The organism is Klebsiella scottii, from assembly GCF_036561945.1.
Classification (GTDB): Bacteria; Pseudomonadota; Gammaproteobacteria; order Enterobacterales; family Enterobacteriaceae; genus Klebsiella; species Klebsiella scottii.
Window position 1 is genome coordinate 241,768 of sequence record NZ_JARXNI010000020.1, and the last position, 15,547, is coordinate 257,314.

At 57.4% G+C, this 15,547-nt stretch carries 15 protein-coding genes and 1 pseudogene; 13 read left to right on the top strand and 3 right to left on the bottom strand.

The window, feature by feature from the left end:
* Positions 1-4: 4 nt before the first annotated feature.
* Positions 5-1,222, top strand: a complete 1,218-nt coding sequence (fabB, locus tag QFI97_RS08960) for a beta-ketoacyl-ACP synthase I (RefSeq protein ID WP_045856114.1) — start codon at positions 5-7, stop codon at positions 1,220-1,222.
* Between the two features lie 111 nt (positions 1,223-1,333).
* Positions 1,334-2,509 (top strand): MFS transporter, encoded by a 1,176-nt coding sequence (locus QFI97_RS08965; protein ID WP_331834762.1) that lies wholly within the window; start codon positions 1,334-1,336, stop codon positions 2,507-2,509.
* A gap of 2 nt (positions 2,510-2,511) precedes the next feature.
* On the opposite strand, the pseudogene QFI97_RS08970 reads toward QFI97_RS08965, so the two are convergent.
* Together QFI97_RS08970 and flk are read right to left on the bottom strand one after the other, a co-directional pair.
* Positions 2,512-3,126 (bottom strand): annotated as a pseudogene (locus QFI97_RS08970) (GntR family transcriptional regulator); the annotation flags it as partial.
* 25 nt (positions 3,127-3,151) lie between these two features.
* Complete coding sequence (gene flk, locus QFI97_RS08975) at positions 3,152-4,135, bottom strand: flagella biosynthesis regulator Flk (RefSeq protein ID WP_095100507.1); 984 nt, start codon at positions 4,133-4,135, stop codon at positions 3,152-3,154.
* Between the two features lie 108 nt (positions 4,136-4,243).
* On the opposite strand from flk, the gene pdxB reads away from it, so the two are divergent.
* The 10 genes from pdxB to QFI97_RS09025 all read left to right on the top strand — a co-directional run bounded on the left by pdxB (position 4,244) and on the right by QFI97_RS09025 (position 14,338).
* Complete coding sequence (gene pdxB, locus QFI97_RS08980; protein WP_346430964.1) at positions 4,244-5,380, top strand: 4-phosphoerythronate dehydrogenase PdxB; 1,137 nt, start codon at positions 4,244-4,246, stop codon at positions 5,378-5,380.
* Positions 5,381-5,442: 62 nt separating this feature from the next.
* On the top strand, positions 5,443-6,456 hold the full coding sequence (locus tag QFI97_RS08985; RefSeq protein WP_095100511.1) for an aspartate-semialdehyde dehydrogenase: 1,014 nt from the start codon (positions 5,443-5,445) through the stop codon (positions 6,454-6,456).
* Positions 6,456-7,268, top strand: coding sequence for a tRNA pseudouridine(38-40) synthase TruA (truA, locus tag QFI97_RS08990; protein ID WP_095100513.1), 813 nt, complete (start codon positions 6,456-6,458; stop codon positions 7,266-7,268). Before QFI97_RS08985 ends, truA begins: the two co-directional genes overlap by 1 nt.
* Positions 7,269-7,415: 147 nt before the next feature.
* Positions 7,416-8,075 carry a DedA family protein gene (locus QFI97_RS08995; protein WP_095100515.1) on the top strand — a complete coding sequence of 220 codons (660 nt, stop codon included), beginning with the start codon at positions 7,416-7,418 and terminating at the stop codon, positions 8,073-8,075.
* Between the two features lie 201 nt (positions 8,076-8,276).
* On the top strand, positions 8,277-9,191 hold the full coding sequence (gene accD / locus QFI97_RS09000; RefSeq protein ID WP_189339864.1) for an acetyl-CoA carboxylase, carboxyltransferase subunit beta: 915 nt from the start codon (positions 8,277-8,279) through the stop codon (positions 9,189-9,191).
* A gap of 131 nt (positions 9,192-9,322) precedes the next feature.
* Positions 9,323-10,591 (top strand): bifunctional tetrahydrofolate synthase/dihydrofolate synthase, encoded by a 1,269-nt coding sequence (gene folC / locus QFI97_RS09005; RefSeq protein WP_095100519.1) that lies wholly within the window; start codon positions 9,323-9,325, stop codon positions 10,589-10,591.
* On the top strand, positions 10,581-11,288 hold the full coding sequence (dedD, locus tag QFI97_RS09010) for a cell division protein DedD (RefSeq protein WP_346430965.1): 708 nt from the start codon (positions 10,581-10,583) through the stop codon (positions 11,286-11,288). The genes folC and dedD overlap by 11 nt, the downstream gene beginning before the upstream one ends.
* A gap of 299 nt (positions 11,289-11,587) precedes the next feature.
* The gene (gene cvpA / locus QFI97_RS09015; RefSeq protein WP_041147709.1) at positions 11,588-12,076 is read left to right on the top strand and encodes a colicin V production protein; all 489 of its coding nucleotides are present in this window, start codon (positions 11,588-11,590) and stop codon (positions 12,074-12,076) included.
* A gap of 33 nt (positions 12,077-12,109) precedes the next feature.
* On the top strand, positions 12,110-13,627 hold the full coding sequence (gene purF / locus QFI97_RS09020; RefSeq protein ID WP_045856095.1) for an amidophosphoribosyltransferase: 1,518 nt from the start codon (positions 12,110-12,112) through the stop codon (positions 13,625-13,627).
* A gap of 141 nt (positions 13,628-13,768) precedes the next feature.
* Positions 13,769-14,338, top strand: a complete 570-nt coding sequence (locus QFI97_RS09025) for a UbiX family flavin prenyltransferase (RefSeq protein WP_095100523.1) — start codon at positions 13,769-13,771, stop codon at positions 14,336-14,338.
* Between the two features lie 80 nt (positions 14,339-14,418).
* On the opposite strand, the gene QFI97_RS09030 is transcribed toward QFI97_RS09025, so the two are convergent.
* Complete coding sequence (locus QFI97_RS09030) at positions 14,419-14,580, bottom strand: hypothetical protein (RefSeq protein ID WP_189339865.1); 162 nt, start codon at positions 14,578-14,580, stop codon at positions 14,419-14,421.
* A 49-nt stretch (positions 14,581-14,629) separates the two neighbouring features.
* On the opposite strand from QFI97_RS09030, the gene argT reads away from it, so the two are divergent.
* Entirely contained in the window at positions 14,630-15,412 is a 783-nt protein-coding gene (gene argT, locus QFI97_RS09035) for a lysine/arginine/ornithine ABC transporter substrate-binding protein ArgT (RefSeq protein WP_095100525.1), read from the top strand.
* Positions 15,413-15,547: the final 135 nt, after the last annotated feature.

The following is a 15,547-nucleotide window of genomic DNA, read 5'->3' on the forward strand; positions in this document are numbered from 1 at the left end:
TTGAATGAAACGTGCAGTGATTACTGGCTTGGGCATCGTTTCCAGCATCGGTAACAACCAGCAGGAAGTCCTAGCATCTCTGCGTGAAGGACGTTCAGGGATCACTTTCTCTCAGGAATTTCAAGATTCAGGTATGCGCAGCCACGTATGGGGCAACGTTAAGCTGGATACCACCGGTCTGATCGACCGTAAAGTGGTTCGCTTTATGAACGATGCTTCTATCTACGCCTACCTCTCAATGCAGCAGGCCGTAGAAGATGCTGGATTGAAAGAAGAGGTTTATCAAAATAACCCGCGCGTGGGTCTGATCGCCGGTTCTGGCGGTTCTTCTAAATATCAGGTGTTTGGCGCAGACGCGATGCGTAGCCCGCGTGGCCTGAAAGCCGTTGGCCCGTACGTCGTGACTAAAGCGATGGCCTCTGCCGTTTCAGCCTGCCTTGCCACACCGTTCAAAATCCACGGCGTTAACTACTCTATCAGCTCCGCTTGCGCGACTTCCGCACACTGTATCGGCAATGCCGTAGAGCAGATTCAGCTGGGTAAACAGGACATCGTTTTTGCCGGCGGCGGCGAAGAGCTGTGCTGGGAAATGGCCTGCGAATTCGACGCAATGGGCGCCCTGTCCACCAAATATAACGAAACTCCGGACAAAGCGTCCCGTACCTATGATACGCACCGCGACGGTTTCGTCATCGCTGGCGGCGGCGGGATGGTTGTGGTTGAAGAGCTGGAGCACGCTCTGGCGCGCGGCGCGCACATCTATGCTGAAATCGTCGGCTACGGCGCAACTTCCGACGGCGCCGACATGGTCGCCCCATCGGGCGAAGGTGCCGTTCGCTGCATGCACATGGCGATGCAGGGCGTTGATACCCCGATTGATTATCTGAACTCCCACGGTACCTCAACTCCGGTTGGCGACGTGAAAGAGCTGGGTGCGATCCGTGAAGTCTTCGGCGATAACAGCCCGGCTATCTCCGCAACGAAAGCGATGACCGGCCACTCGCTGGGCGCCGCAGGCGTACAGGAAGCTATCTACTCTCTGCTGATGCTGGAACACGGCTTTATCGCGCCAAGCATCAACATCGACGAGATGGACGAGCAGGCCGCTGGCCTGAACATCGTGACTAAGCCGACTGAACGTGCGTTGACCACCGTTATGTCCAACAGCTTCGGTTTTGGTGGCACCAATGCCACCCTGGTGATGCGTAAACACGACGCATAGTCAGTCAGTAATTGAAAAGGGAGCCGGCTGGCTCCCTTTTTTGCATTATTGAGAGAGCCTGGCGCAGGGAGGCACACTCACCTCGTCTTACTCTGCGAACTGGAGTAAAGCATGTCCGCAGCGACAGAAAAAACAGATCCCTCTTCCGCGAATATTTCGCTATTTCGCATTACGTTCTCCGTATTTCTGACCTACATGACCGTTGGCCTTCCGCTGCCGGTGATCCCCCTTTTCGTGCACCATGAGCTCGGTTTTGGCAACACGATGGTCGGCATCGCCGTCGGAATACAGTTTCTGGCGACGGTGCTGACGCGAGGTTACGCCGGTCGCCTCGCCGATCAGTACGGCGCTAAACGCTCCGTACTGCAGGGCATGCTGGCCTGCGCGCTGGCCGGCGCCGCGTGGCTGCTGGCGGCGCTGCTGCCGGTGTCGATTGTGGCGAAATTCGCGCTGCTGGTACTGGGCCGCCTGATCCTTGGCTTTGGCGAGAGCCAGCTGCTAACCGGTAACCTGAGCTGGGGGCTGGGCCTCGTCGGGCCGACGCGTTCGGGAAAAGTCATGTCATGGAACGGAATGGCCATCTATGGATCGCTGGCGGCTGGCGCCCCGCTGGGGCTGCTGATCTACACGCACTACGGCGTTGCGGTGCTGGCCTGCGTCACTATGGCGCTGCCGCTGCTGGCCCTCGCGATTAACGGCACGGTCCGCAAGGTTCCGGCTCACGGCGGCGAGCGCCCGTCGCTGTGGAGCGTGGTCGGTATGATCTGGCGTCCGGGGATTGGCCTCGCCCTGCAGGGCGTCGGGTTTGCGGTGATTGGCACCTTCGTCTCGCTCTACTTTGCCAGCAACGGCTGGGCGATGGCCGGCTTTACGTTGACCGCTTTTGGCGGCGCCTTCGTGCTGATGCGTATCCTGTTCGGCTGGATGCCCGATCGCTTCGGCGGGGTGAAGGTGGCGATGGTCTCGCTGCTGATTGAGGCCGCGGGCCTGACGCTGCTGTGGCTGGCTCCGGATGCCTGGGTCGCCTTAGCTGGCGCCGCGCTGACCGGCTGCGGCTGCTCGCTTATCTTCCCGTCGCTGGGCGTGGAGGTGGTGAAACGCGTTCCGCCGCAGGTGCGCGGCACCGCGCTGGGCGGCTATGCGGCATTTCAGGATATCTCATACGGTATTAGCGGCCCGCTTGCCGGACTGCTGGCGACGTCCCTGGGCTACCCGTCCGTCTTCCTGGCGGCGGCCGTCTGCGCCGCGCTGGGGATTGTCGTCACCCTGGTATCGTTACGAAAATAGGCTTATGGCTCGGCCCGCGGTGAATGAGGGCCGGCCGCCTTGCGCGGAAGATAGTACTTCACCTGAAACTCAAACATATTGGTATAGAGGATTGAGTCGTCGATAGGCTGGTGCTGTTCGTCTATCGGCTGGGTCTGCATGCGGATGATGGGATCATTAATGCTGATATGTAACAGTTTAGCCAGCACGGGGCAGGGAAGAATGGGGACTATGGATTCGTAGCATCCGTCTGTTCTGATCCCGCATTCATTTTCAATATACGCAAACTTCGATTTTTTCATATGGCAATCGTCAGGTCAGGAAAACGCGTCGCCGAGAGCCAGGTCTCTTCTAATTGCATCGCAATATTGTCGATAAAGCGTAGCCTTTTTATATAGACGGGCTCTCCGTGCTGTCGCTGCAGGCCTTTAGCTATTTCCTCTGATGCCGACTGTAATGCAAATTTGATAATTTGACTGGAGGGCGTTTTACCTTCATTCCGGGCTATTTTAGTAAAACTGTTTAAATGCGTGACCGAGGCCTGAAAATGTTTATTTCTGATCCAGGATCCCGGATCCGTGACGGCGCTCAATTAAACCATCCTCCTCCAGCGTCTTTAACGCCTTACGCAGCGTATCGGCGGTGTTTTTCTTGCGCTAAGAGCTATGCAATCATCAGCCACAGCAGCGCCGCCGCTGCCAGCGCCAGCAGGATAAACCACGGTTTTTTGAGCCGTGCGGAGAGCGGAGTGGGTTCCGACCGCAGCGATGGGATAGCCAGCGTCTCCTGGGCTCGCGCCACGCGCAGCACGAAGACTTTGTTCAACAGCGTCAGTATCTGGCTGGAGCTCAGCACCGATTGCGGCGTCACGTGCCAGCTGTGGCGGGCAAAATCGGCGATCTTCTGCCACTCCTGCGCTTCAAGCGGCTGTTTCAGCGCGGCCTGCAGCGAGTTGAGCGTCGGGCTGGCCTGGGTGCTTAGCGTTTGCCGCGCCTGAAGCCAGTAGGAGAGCGGGGTAAAATGCGTTGCCGGGATCAGCTCGCCGGTTTTCACGCCGCACAGCTCCAGCATCGACTGCCAGATAAGCTTACCTGGCTCGCCGGTTGCGGCAGCAAGACGGGTCACCAGCTGGTTCAGCGTGTTGTGCTCCGCCGGCAGCAGCGGGCGCAGCGTAGGCTGACGCTGCTGGGGCGACGGAATCGACAGCCGGCCGTTCTGCAGCAGCTGCAGCACGTTCTCAAGCTGCTGCTGGGTCAGCGCGTGTAGCGCGGTTTGCCCATAGTGCTGGCGAATATAATCGCTCACCGCCTGACGATTGTTGCCCTGATTCAGCAGCTCGCCGAGCTGCGCCAGAGTCTGACGATGGTGATGGTTTTGCTGCGCAACGGTCAGGCGCTGGTTCAGGTGACTTTCGGCGGCGGCAAAGTGGCATGCCAGCAGCGGCGCATCGCCCTTGAGTCCCAGATCGTGCTTGATTCCGGCCCACACTTCCGCGTTCTGCTGCGATGTTAACGCCACCAGGCGCGTTATCAATCGCTCGAGAACGGTGCGTTGCTGGGTGGTAAGCGACAGCTCCCCGGCGACGGAAGCGCCGGAGGGAGCCGTCCCCGGAGGGCGATCGGACATACCTGAAACGGGTTGTGTCATGATTAATCCTTTCCGTATTACTGTACTGAGGCCGGTGATGATGTTCCTGGCGGCGAGATTATGGCACACTTCCCCGGTTTACTCTCGTTCTCAGACAGGTACTGAACCGTGAAAATCCTCGTTGATGAAAATATGCCCTATGCCCGTGAGCTTTTTAGCCGTTTGGGCGAGGTGAGGGCGGTCCCCGGCCGCCCAATTCCGGCTGAAGCGCTGACCGATGCCGACGCGCTGATGGTCCGTTCCGTCACTAAAGTCAATGAAGCGCTGCTTGCCGGCAAGGCTATTCAGTTTGTCGGAACCGCGACCGCGGGTACCGATCATGTCGACCAGGCGTGGCTGCAGCAGGCGGGGATCGGTTTTTCCGCCGCACCGGGCTGTAACGCTATTGCGGTGGTTGAGTATGTTTTCTCGGCGCTGCTGATGCTGGCCGAGCGCGATGGCTTTGCGCTGACCGATCGTACCGTCGGGATCGTGGGGGTGGGCAACGTCGGCGGACGCCTGCAAAAACGTCTTGAAGCGCTGGGGATCAAAACGCTGCTGTGCGATCCGCCGCGCGCGGATCGCGGCGATGAAGGCGATTTCCGCAGCCTTGACGAGCTGGTTCAACAGGCCGATGTGCTGACGTTCCACACGCCTTTATATAAAGAAGGGCAATACAAGACGCTGCACCTCGCGGATGAGGCGCTGATCGGCCGCCTGAAGCCGGGAACGGTGTTAATTAACGCCTGCCGTGGTCCGGTGGTTGATAACGGCGCATTGCTGAAATGCCTGCAGGTCGGGCAGCCGCTGAGCGTCGTGCTTGACGTCTGGGAGCCGGAGCCGGATCTTAACCTTGAGCTGCTGGATCGCGTGGATATCGGTACCGCGCATATTGCGGGCTATACCCTTGAAGGGAAAGCGCGCGGGACGACCCAGGTGTTTGAAGCCTACAGCGCGTTTATCGGTCATCCGCAGCAGGTGGCGCTGGATACCCTGCTGCCGGCGCCGGAGTTTGGCCGTATCACCCTGCACGGCGCGCTCGATCAGGCAACTCTGAAAAGGCTGGTCCATTTGGTGTATGATGTGCGCCGCGACGATGCGCCGCTGCGAAAAGTGGCCGGTGCTGCGGGCGAATTTGACAAGCTGCGCAAAAATTACCAGGAACGCCGTGAATGGTCTTCGCTATACGTACAGTGCAGCGATGAGCAGGCGGCGACGCTGTTGCGGCAGCTCGGCTTTAATGCCATACATCACCCTGTTCGTTAATATCTTCTTAATGACCCTGTTGGATACTCCTGCAGGGTCGCTTTTTCCTGGAGTAAACCACCATGTCTGAAGGCTGGAATATTGCCATACTAGGCGCAACGGGCGCCGTCGGCGAAGCCCTGCTCGAAACCCTTGCTGAACGTCAGTTCCCGGTGGGTGATATTTACGCCCTGGCGCGTAACGAAAGCGCGGGCGAACATCTGCGTTTTAACGGTAAGTCGGTCATCGTACAGGATGCCGCGGAGTTTGACTGGACTCAGGCCCAGCTGGCCTTTTTCGCCGCCGGCGTCGAGGCCACGGCGGCCTACGTTGATGAGGCGACTAACTCTGGCTGTCTGGTTATCGACCTGAGTGGCCTGTTCGCGCTGGAGCCGGACGTCCCGCTGGTGGTTCCGGAAGTTAACCCATTTGTGCTGGCTGATTATCGCAATCGTAACGTTATTGCCGTTGCCAACAGCCTGACCAGCCAGCTGCTGGCCGCGCTGAAGCCGCTGATTGATGAAGGCGGCCTGTCGCGTATTCAGGTCACCAGCCTGCTCTCCGTCTCCGCCCAAGGTAAAAAAGCCGTCAGCGCGCTGGCGGGGCAGAGCGCTAAGCTGCTCAACGGCATGCCGATTGATGAAGATGATTACTTTGGTCGTCAGCTGGCGTTCAACATGCTGCCCATTCTGCCCGATCGTGAAGGCAGCGTGCTGGAAGAGCGGCGTATCGTCGACGAAGTACGGAAGATCCTCCAGGATGAAGGGCTGATGATCTCCGCAAGCGTGGTCCAGTCGCCGGTATTCTACGGCCATGCGCAGGTGGTTAATTTCGAAGCCATGCGTCCGCTGGCCGCAGAAGAGGCGCGCGATGCCTTCGTACGCGGCGAAGATATCGAGCTGTCCGAAGCGAGCGAGTTTCCGACTCAGGTTGGCGACGCTTCCGGCACCAGCCAACTCTCCGTCGGCTGCGTGCGTAACGATTACGGGATGCCGGAGCAGATTCAGTTCTGGTCCGTTGCCGACAACGTCCGCTTCGGCGGCGCGCTGATGGCGGTGAAAACCGCTGAGAGGCTGGTGCAGGAGTATTTTTACTGATGTCTGAGATGGAGCAGCAGCCGGTCTGTAAAATCGCGCTGGGCATCGAGTACGACGGCAGTAAATATTACGGCTGGCAGCGGCAGAACGAAGTGCGTAGCGTGCAGGAGAAGCTGGAAAAGGCGCTCTCGCAGGTGGCGAATGAACCGATTAACGTCTTCTGCGCGGGCCGCACCGACGCCGGCGTTCATGGCACCGGACAGGTGGTGCATTTTGAAACGCGTGCGCTGCGTAAAGACGCGGCCTGGACGCTGGGCGTGAATGCGAATCTGCCTGGTGACATTGCCGTGCGGTGGGTTAAACATGTGCCGGAAGAGTTCCACGCGCGCTTCAGCGCAACGGCGCGCCGCTACCGCTACGTTATCTATAATCATCGGCTGCGCCCGGCGGTGTTAAGCCAGGGGGTGACTCATTATCACCAGCCTCTGGATGCCGAACGGATGCAGCGTGCGGCGCAGTGCCTGCTGGGCGAGAATGATTTTACCTCGTTCCGCGCGCTGCAGTGCCAGTCGCGTACGCCCTGGCGCAACATTAAGCACATTAGCGTCACCCGTTATGGCGCATATGTGGTGGTCGATATCAAAGCAAACGCCTTTGTACATCATATGGTAAGGAACATTGTCGGCAGCCTGATGGAAGTGGGGGCCGGTAACCAGCCAGAGAGCTGGATTGCAGAACTTCTGGCGGCAAAAGACAGGAAGCTAGCCGCCGCGACGGCAAAAGCCGAAGGATTGTATCTGGTGTCGGTCGACTATCCGGCCCATTTCGATCTGCCGGTGATGCCGATGGGCCCGCTGTTTCTGGCGGACTGACGTATACGCCTCATCCTTCAGGCTGCCGCGCTGCCGGCCGCGCTGGTTTCCCCGGGCTTGCCTCTTGAGGTGGCCCGGGAGCTACCGTTCGGCCGCCTGGATACGCCGTGAAGGATTTTACGTATTGCTATTAAGGACTCAAACGGTATGGACCTGATTCGCTTTTTAATTGATTTCATCCTGCATATAGATGTACACCTGGCCGAACTGGTTGCCGAGTACGGTATCTGGGTTTATGCCATTCTGTTTTTGATTTTGTTTTGCGAAACGGGTCTGGTGGTCACACCGTTCCTGCCGGGAGATTCGCTGCTGTTTGTTGCCGGCGCGCTGTCAGCGCTGCCGACTAACGATCTGAACGTGCATCTGATGGTGGTGCTGATGGTTATCGCGGCGATTGTCGGCGATGCCCTGAACTACACCATCGGGCGGCTGTTCGGTGAAAAGCTCTTCAGTAATCCTGATTCTAAAATCTTCCGCCGCAGCTATCTGGACAAGACCCACTCGTTCTACGAGCGTCACGGCGGCAAAACCATTATCCTCGCTCGCTTCGTGCCGATTGTCAGAACCTTTGCGCCATTTGTGGCGGGAATGGGCCACATGTCCTATCGTCATTTTGCGGCCTATAACGTGGTTGGCGCATTGCTGTGGGTGCTGCTGTTCACCTATGCAGGCTACCTGTTTGGCGATTTGCCGATCGTCCAGGAAAACCTGAAGCTGCTGATTGTCGCGATTATTCTCCTGTCCGTGCTGCCGGGGGTGATTGAAATCATTCGCCACAAGCGCGCGGCGGCGAAGCAGTCGAAATAGCCTCTGTAGCGTAATCTTCTGCGGGGGGGAGCGCCTCCGCCCGCAGATTGAAGTGTGAGCGGTACGACCACTTTTTTATCCCATGTGACGGGATGTTATGATTTAATGTGCAACATTCATGGTCTGTAAGGGTCAAAAATGGCATTATGCGCCCCTTACGACAAAACTGGCATCGACCAGGTTCAGGCAGAAAGGTTATCAATGAGCTGGATTGAACGAATTAAAAGCAATATAACTCCCACCCGCAAGGCAAGCATTCCTGAGGGTGTATGGACCAAGTGCGACAGCTGCGGTCAGGTACTGTACCGCGCAGAGCTGGAGCGCAACCTGGAGGTTTGCCCTAAGTGCGATCACCATATGCGTATGTCGGCGCGTAATCGCCTGCATAGCCTGTTGGACGAAGGTTCCCTTGTGGAGCTGGGAAGCGAGCTCGAGCCGAAAGATGTGCTGAAGTTCCGCGATTCGAAAAAATACAAAGACCGCCTGGCGTCGGCTCAAAAAGAGACCGGTGAGAAAGATGCGCTGGTGGTTATGAAGGGCACGCTGTACGACATGCCGGTTGTCGCCGTTGCTTTTGAATTCGCCTTTATGGGCGGTTCGATGGGCTCGGTGGTGGGCGCGCGCTTCGTACGTGCCGTTGAGCAGGCGTTGGAAGACAACTGCCCGCTGGTTTGCTTCTCAGCGTCCGGCGGCGCGCGCATGCAGGAAGCGCTGATGTCGCTGATGCAGATGGCGAAAACGTCAGCCGCGCTGGCGAAAATGCAGGAGCGCGGTTTACCGTATATCTCCGTGCTGACCGACCCGACGATGGGCGGCGTATCGGCGAGCTTTGCGATGCTCGGCGATCTGAACATCGCGGAACCGAAAGCGCTGATCGGCTTTGCCGGCCCTCGCGTTATCGAGCAAACCGTACGCGAAAAGCTGCCGCCAGGATTCCAGCGCAGCGAGTTCCTGATTGAAAAAGGGGCGATCGACATGATCGTACGTCGCCCTGAAATGCGCCTGAAGCTGGCCAGTATTCTGGCGAAGCTGATGAATCTCCCGGCGCCATGCCCGGAGGTTTCTCATGAAGGCGACGCGGTGCCGCCGGTACCGGATCAGGAACCAGAGGCCTGATAGTGCAGAGGGCAGGCCTGACGGTGCTGCCCTTTTTTTATATTCAAATAACTACGCGACATCATCCTGACCTGGCCGCATCGCGGCGTGCTGACAGATGAGCGTATTTACCGTTAACTCTTGCGGACATCATGGAAAAAGAACCTATTCCTCAGGCCACGTCGCCCCTGGCTACGTGGCTTTCTTATCTGGAGCATCTGCACAGCAAAACTATCGATCTCGGGCTGACGCGCGTGAACGAGGTTGCCGGGCGGATGGCGGTAGTGAAACCTGCGCCGTTCGTATTTACGGTGGCGGGCACCAACGGTAAGGGGACCACCTGCCGTACGCTGGAGTCGGTGCTGATGGCGGCGGGCTATAGGGTCGGCGTCTACAGTTCACCGCATCTGGTGCGCTATACCGAACGCGTACGCGTGCAGGGAGAGGAGCTGGCAGAATCGGCGCATACCGCCTCTTTCGCTGAAATCGAAGCGGCGCGCGGCGAAATATCCCTGAGCTATTTTGAGTTCGGTACGCTCTCCGCACTGTGGCTGTTTAAGCAGGCGCAGCTGGACGTTGTTATCCTTGAGGTTGGGCTGGGCGGTCGCCTTGACGCGACAAATATCGTTGATGCCGACGTGGCGGTGGTGACCAGCATTGCGCTCGATCATACCGACTGGCTGGGGCCGGATCGCGAAAGCATCGGCCGCGAAAAGGCCGGTATTTTCCGCTCAGGCAAGCCGGCTATCGTCGGTGAGCCGGATATGCCTCATACCATTGCCGACGTTGCGGCGGAAAAAGGCGCGCTGCTGCGCCGTCGTGACCTTGACTGGCGCTATGTTACCGGCGAGCAGGCGTGGGATTTCAGCGACGAGCAGGGGACGCTGGCAGGGCTGCCGCTGCCTCAGGTGCCAATGCCGAATGCGGCTACGGCGCTGGCCGCGCTGCGCGCCAGCGGGCTGGCGGTGAACGAACGGGCGATTCGCGACGGCATTAAGCAGGCGATGCTACCCGGGCGTTTCCAGATAATTGGCGAAACGCCGCGCGTGATCCTCGACGTTGCCCATAACCCACATGCGGCGGCCTATCTGGCCGGACGTCTCAAAAGCCTGCCGAAAACGGGGCGCGTGCTGGCGGTTATTGGTATGCTGCATGATAAGGATATTGCCGGTACGCTGGCAAACCTGACGGCTGAAGTCGATTGCTGGTACTGCGCGCCGCTGGAAGGGCCGCGTGGGGCAACGGCGGAACAGCTGCTGGAGCATTTGCGTACAGGGCGAGCCTGCGCGGACGTCGCTCAGGCATGGCATGCGGCCATGGCCGATGCCGGACCGGAAGATACGGTGCTGGTGTGTGGTTCATTCCACACGGTGGCGCATGTAATGGAAGAAATAGACGCGGGGAGAATCGGTGGCGAGTAAGTTTCAGAACCGTTTAGTCGGGACGATTGTGCTGGTGGCGCTGGGAGTCATTATCCTTCCAGGGCTGCTTGACGGTCAGAAAAAACACTATCAGGATGAGTTTGCGGCGATCCCGCTGGTGCCGAAGCCGGGCGATCGCGATGAGCCTGACATGCTACCGGCGGCAACTCAGGCCTTGCCTGCTCAGCCTCCGGAAGGGGCGGCAGAAGAGGTGAGGGCCGGCAATGCGGCGGCGCCGTCGCTGGATCCGTCGCGCATCCCGGTGAACAGTAACAGCTTCGATGATGTTCAGGAGCCGGTTGTCGCGCCCAAGCCGCAGCCAAAACCTCAGGTTCAGCCGAAGCCGCAACCGCAGCCGCAGCCTAAGCCGGTCGATAAGCCTCAGCCGCCGCAGCAGCAGCAGACTGCCGCCCAGACGCCGGCGCCGAAGCCTGCTGAAATTCCTGCGCCAACCGGCAGAGCCTACGTGGTGCAGCTGGGGGCGTTGAAGAATGCGGACAAGGTAAATGAAATTGTCGGTAAGCTGCGCTCCTCCGGGTTCAAGGTTTACACGTCGCCTTCGACGCCGGTGCAGGGGAAAATCACCCGAATTTTGGTTGGCCCTGATGCGTCGAAAGATAAGCTGAAAGGCCAGCTTGGCGATCTGAAGCAGCTGTCAGGTCTGAGCGGTGTGGTGATGGGATACAGTCCAAACTAGCCTTGCTATTCAGCCTGATAGCGCTGGAGAACGCCGATATTGATGCAGGGTCGGGAGACGATCGCCCTGGCGCAGTTAAGGTCGGACAGGTCAGCGGGCGTCGGGCTCGCTGGCGGTGAACGGGGGGCTGAATCCCTTACCTGACGCGCCCTGCAGAGGCAAAAGGTAGCATGGCGTTGAATGTTTTTTCAGCGCCATTTTTATTTCTGTAGGGCACGGAAATCCCTACGCAAACGTTTTCTTTTTCTGTTAGAATGCGCCCCGAACCGGACGACAGGGCGTAAAATCGTAGGATGTATATGGTCTGGATTGATTACGCCATTATTGCGGTGATTGGTTTTTCCTGTCTGGTAAGCCTGATCCGCGGCTTTGTTCGTGAAGCGTTATCGCTGGTAACCTGGGGATGTGCTTTCTTTGTTGCCAGTCATTACTACACTTACCTGGCTGTCTGGTTCACGGGCTTTGAAGACGAAATGGTCCGCAATGGGATTGCTATCGCGATACTGTTTATCGCAACGCTTATCGTCGGCGCTATCGTTAACTACGTGATTAGCGCACTGGTAGAGAAAACCGGCCTGTCGGGTACCGACAGGGTGTTAGGGATCTGCTTCGGCGCCCTTCGTGGCGTGCTGATTGTCTCTGCGATCCTGTTCTTTCTCGATAGTTTTACCGGTATGGCGAAAAGCGAAGACTGGCAAAAGTCGGAGCTTATCCCGCAGTTCAGTTTCGTTATCAGATGGTTTTTTGACTATCTGCAGAGCTCGTCAAGTTTCTTGCCCAAAGCATAAGCGTTGGGATGTAGCTGAACGAGGAAAAGACGTATGTGCGGTATTGTCGGTATCGCCGGTGTTATGCCGGTAAACCAGTCGATTTATGACGCGTTAACGGTGCTTCAGCATCGTGGCCAGGATGCCGCAGGCATCATCACCATTGATGCAAATAATTGCTTCCGCTTGCGTAAGGCAAACGGGCTGGTGAGCGATATTTTTGAGGCTCGCCACATGCAGCGTATGCAGGGCAACATGGGGATCGGCCACGTCCGTTACCCTACGGCTGGCAGCTCCAGCGCCTCCGAGGCTCAGCCTTTCTACGTTAACTCGCCGTATGGCATTACGTTGGCGCATAACGGTAACCTGACCAACGCTCACGAGCTGCGTAAAAAGCTGTTTGAAGAAAAACGCCGCCACATCAACACCACCTCCGATTCTGAAATTCTGCTCAATATTTTCGCCAGCGAGCTGGATAACTTCCGCCATTATCCGCTGGAAGCCGACAATATCTTTGCGGCAATTGCTGCGACCAATCGGCAGATTCGTGGCGCCTATGCCTGCGTGGCGATGATTATCGGCCACGGTATGGTTGCGTTTCGCGATCCGAACGGTATTCGCCCGCTGGTACTGGGCAAGCGTGATATTGGCGACGGCCGTACCGAGTACATGGTGGCCTCCGAAAGCGTGGCGCTGGATACTCTGGGCTTCGAGTTCCTGCGCGACGTTGCGCCGGGAGAAGCGGTGTACATCACCGAAAAAGGCCAGCTGTTTACCCGCCAGTGTGCGGAGAACCCGGTCAGCAACCCGTGCCTGTTTGAGTACGTCTATTTTGCCCGTCCGGACTCCTTCATCGATAAGATCTCCGTCTATAGCGCTCGCGTGAATATGGGGACTAAGCTGGGCGAGAAAATTGCCCGCGAATGGGAAGATCTGGACATTGACGTGGTCATCCCGATTCCGGAAACCTCCTGCGATATCGCGCTGGAAATTGCCCGTATTCTCGACAAGCCTTATCGTCAGGGCTTCGTCAAAAACCGCTATGTCGGCCGTACTTTTATCATGCCGGGCCAGCAGCTGCGTCGTAAATCAGTACGTCGTAAGCTCAACGCTAACCGCGCCGAGTTCCGTGATAAAAACGTCCTGCTGGTCGATGACTCCATCGTTCGCGGCACGACCTCGGAACAGATTATCGAGATGGCGCGCGAAGCGGGCGCGAAGAAGGTCTATCTGGCTTCCGCTGCGCCGGAGATTCGCTTCCCGAACGTCTACGGCATCGATATGCCGACGGCCACCGAGCTGATTGCCCACGGTCGTGAAGTTGACGAAATTCGGCAGATCATCGGCGCTGACGGCCTAATCTTCCAGGATCTGAACGATCTGATCGACGCCGTGCGGGCCGAGAATCCAGATATTCAGCAGTTTGAATGTTCGGTATTTAACGGTGTGTACGTCACTAAGGACGTCGATCAGCAGTACCTCGATTATCTCGACTCCCTGCGTAACGACGATGCTAAAGCGGTGCAGCGTCAGAACGAAGTGGAAAACTTAGAGATGCATAACGAAGGCTAAACCACGCCTTTGTTGTCAAAGCCCGCCGTCGTCAGACTGCGGGCTTTTTGTTTTTCGGGCCCCGGTTAGCGGGCCACCGAACTTGCGTCCGGTGCTATAATCCGGCAAAGTCTGCGACACTAAGCAGAAGGGGCAATCATCGTGAAACGACTTATCATTGGAATTTCTGGCGCCAGCGGTGCCGTTTACGGCGTGCGGCTGCTCCAGGTATTGCGCGATGTCGCGGATGTTGAAACCCATCTGATCATGAGCCAGGCGGCGCGGCAGACTCTGGCCCTTGAGACCGACTATTCGCTGCGTGAAGTTCAGGGGCTGGCTGACGTTGTCCATGATGCCCGCGATATCGCCGCCAGCATCTCTTCCGGCTCGTTTAAAACGGCCGGGATGGTGATTTTACCCTGCTCGATGAAAACGCTTTCAGGCATTGTTCATAGCTACACCGATGGCCTGATGACCCGGGCGGCGGACGTGGTGCTGAAAGAGCGCCGCCCGCTGGTGCTCTGTGTGCGCGAAACGCCGTTCCACCTCGGACACCTGCGCCTTCTGGTCCAGGCGGCGGAAATGGGCGCGGTTATCATGCCGCCGGTTCCGGCCTTCTACCATCGTCCGCAAACCCTGGACGACGTTATCAACCAGACGGTCAATCGCGTCATCGATCAGTTCGATATCACTCTGCCGCAGGACCTGTTCGCTCGCTGGCAAGGGGCATAGGCGCGCGCTAAAATAGTGCGCTTTATGATTCTTTGCGCCCCGATGGTGCAATTTTGTCGCCCCGATCAAATCCTCAACATTTAATTTGTTTTTTTGCGTTTCGACGCTGCGGTTTCTCCGTTAATACTGCTATCTTCCCTTTCAAGACAATTCTGCAACTTTATATTAACAAATTTAACGCTGTTTCCAGCACGCACTGAGAAAATGGCACAAAAACTGCAGGATACGTCGGCACTACACATAACTAAACAACGCACCGCATAACAACATCACGACACTTAAGGGTATTGTATGAAGAAGACGATCCTGGCCCTCTCTTTAATTATGGGAATTAGCAGTGCTTCCAGCGTCTTTGCAGCTCTGCCGCAAAGCATCCGCATCGGCACCGATGCCACCTACGCGCCATTTTCCTCTAAGGATGCCAAAGGTGATTTCGTCGGCTTTGACATCGATTTGGGCAATGAACTCTGTTCGCGTATCAAGGTAAAATGTACCTGGGTAGGGAGTGATTTTGATTCACTGATCCCGTCGCTGAAGGCGAAGAAAATTGACGCCATCATCTCTTCATTATCGATTACCGAAAAACGTCAGCAGGAGATTGCCTTCTCTGACAAGCTTTATGCCGCAGACTCCCGCCTGATTGCGCAGAAAGGCTCCACCATCCAGCCGACGCTGGAATCGCTGAAAGGCAAACACGTTGGCGTACTGCAGGGCTCGACTCAGGAGTCTTACGGCAACGAACGCTGGCGCAGCAAAGGCGTTGATGTGGTGGCCTATCAGAACCAGGACCTGATTTACTCTGACCTCGCCGCCGGTCGCCTCGACGCCGCGCTGCAGGATGAAGTGGCCGCCAGCGAAGGGTTCCTCAAACAGCCTGCCGGCAAAGATTTCGCGTTTGCCGGTCCTTCCGTAAAAGACAAACAGTTCTTCGGTGATGGCACCGGCATTGGCCTGCGCAAGACGGACGGCGAGCTGAAAGCCGCCTTCGACAAAGCGTTGGGTGAAATGCGTAAAGACGGCACCTACGACAAGATGGCGAAGAAGTACTTCGACTTTAACGTTTACGGTGACTAAGCGTGCTGCTGGCCCGGTATACCGGGCCTTTTAGATTCGCGATAGCTATCTATGCCCCTTATTGGTGCATTGGTCGTCTCGTCGTCTCATTTTGGTGCAAAAATTGCATAGTTAAGCGTTTCTGATGCGAAAAAA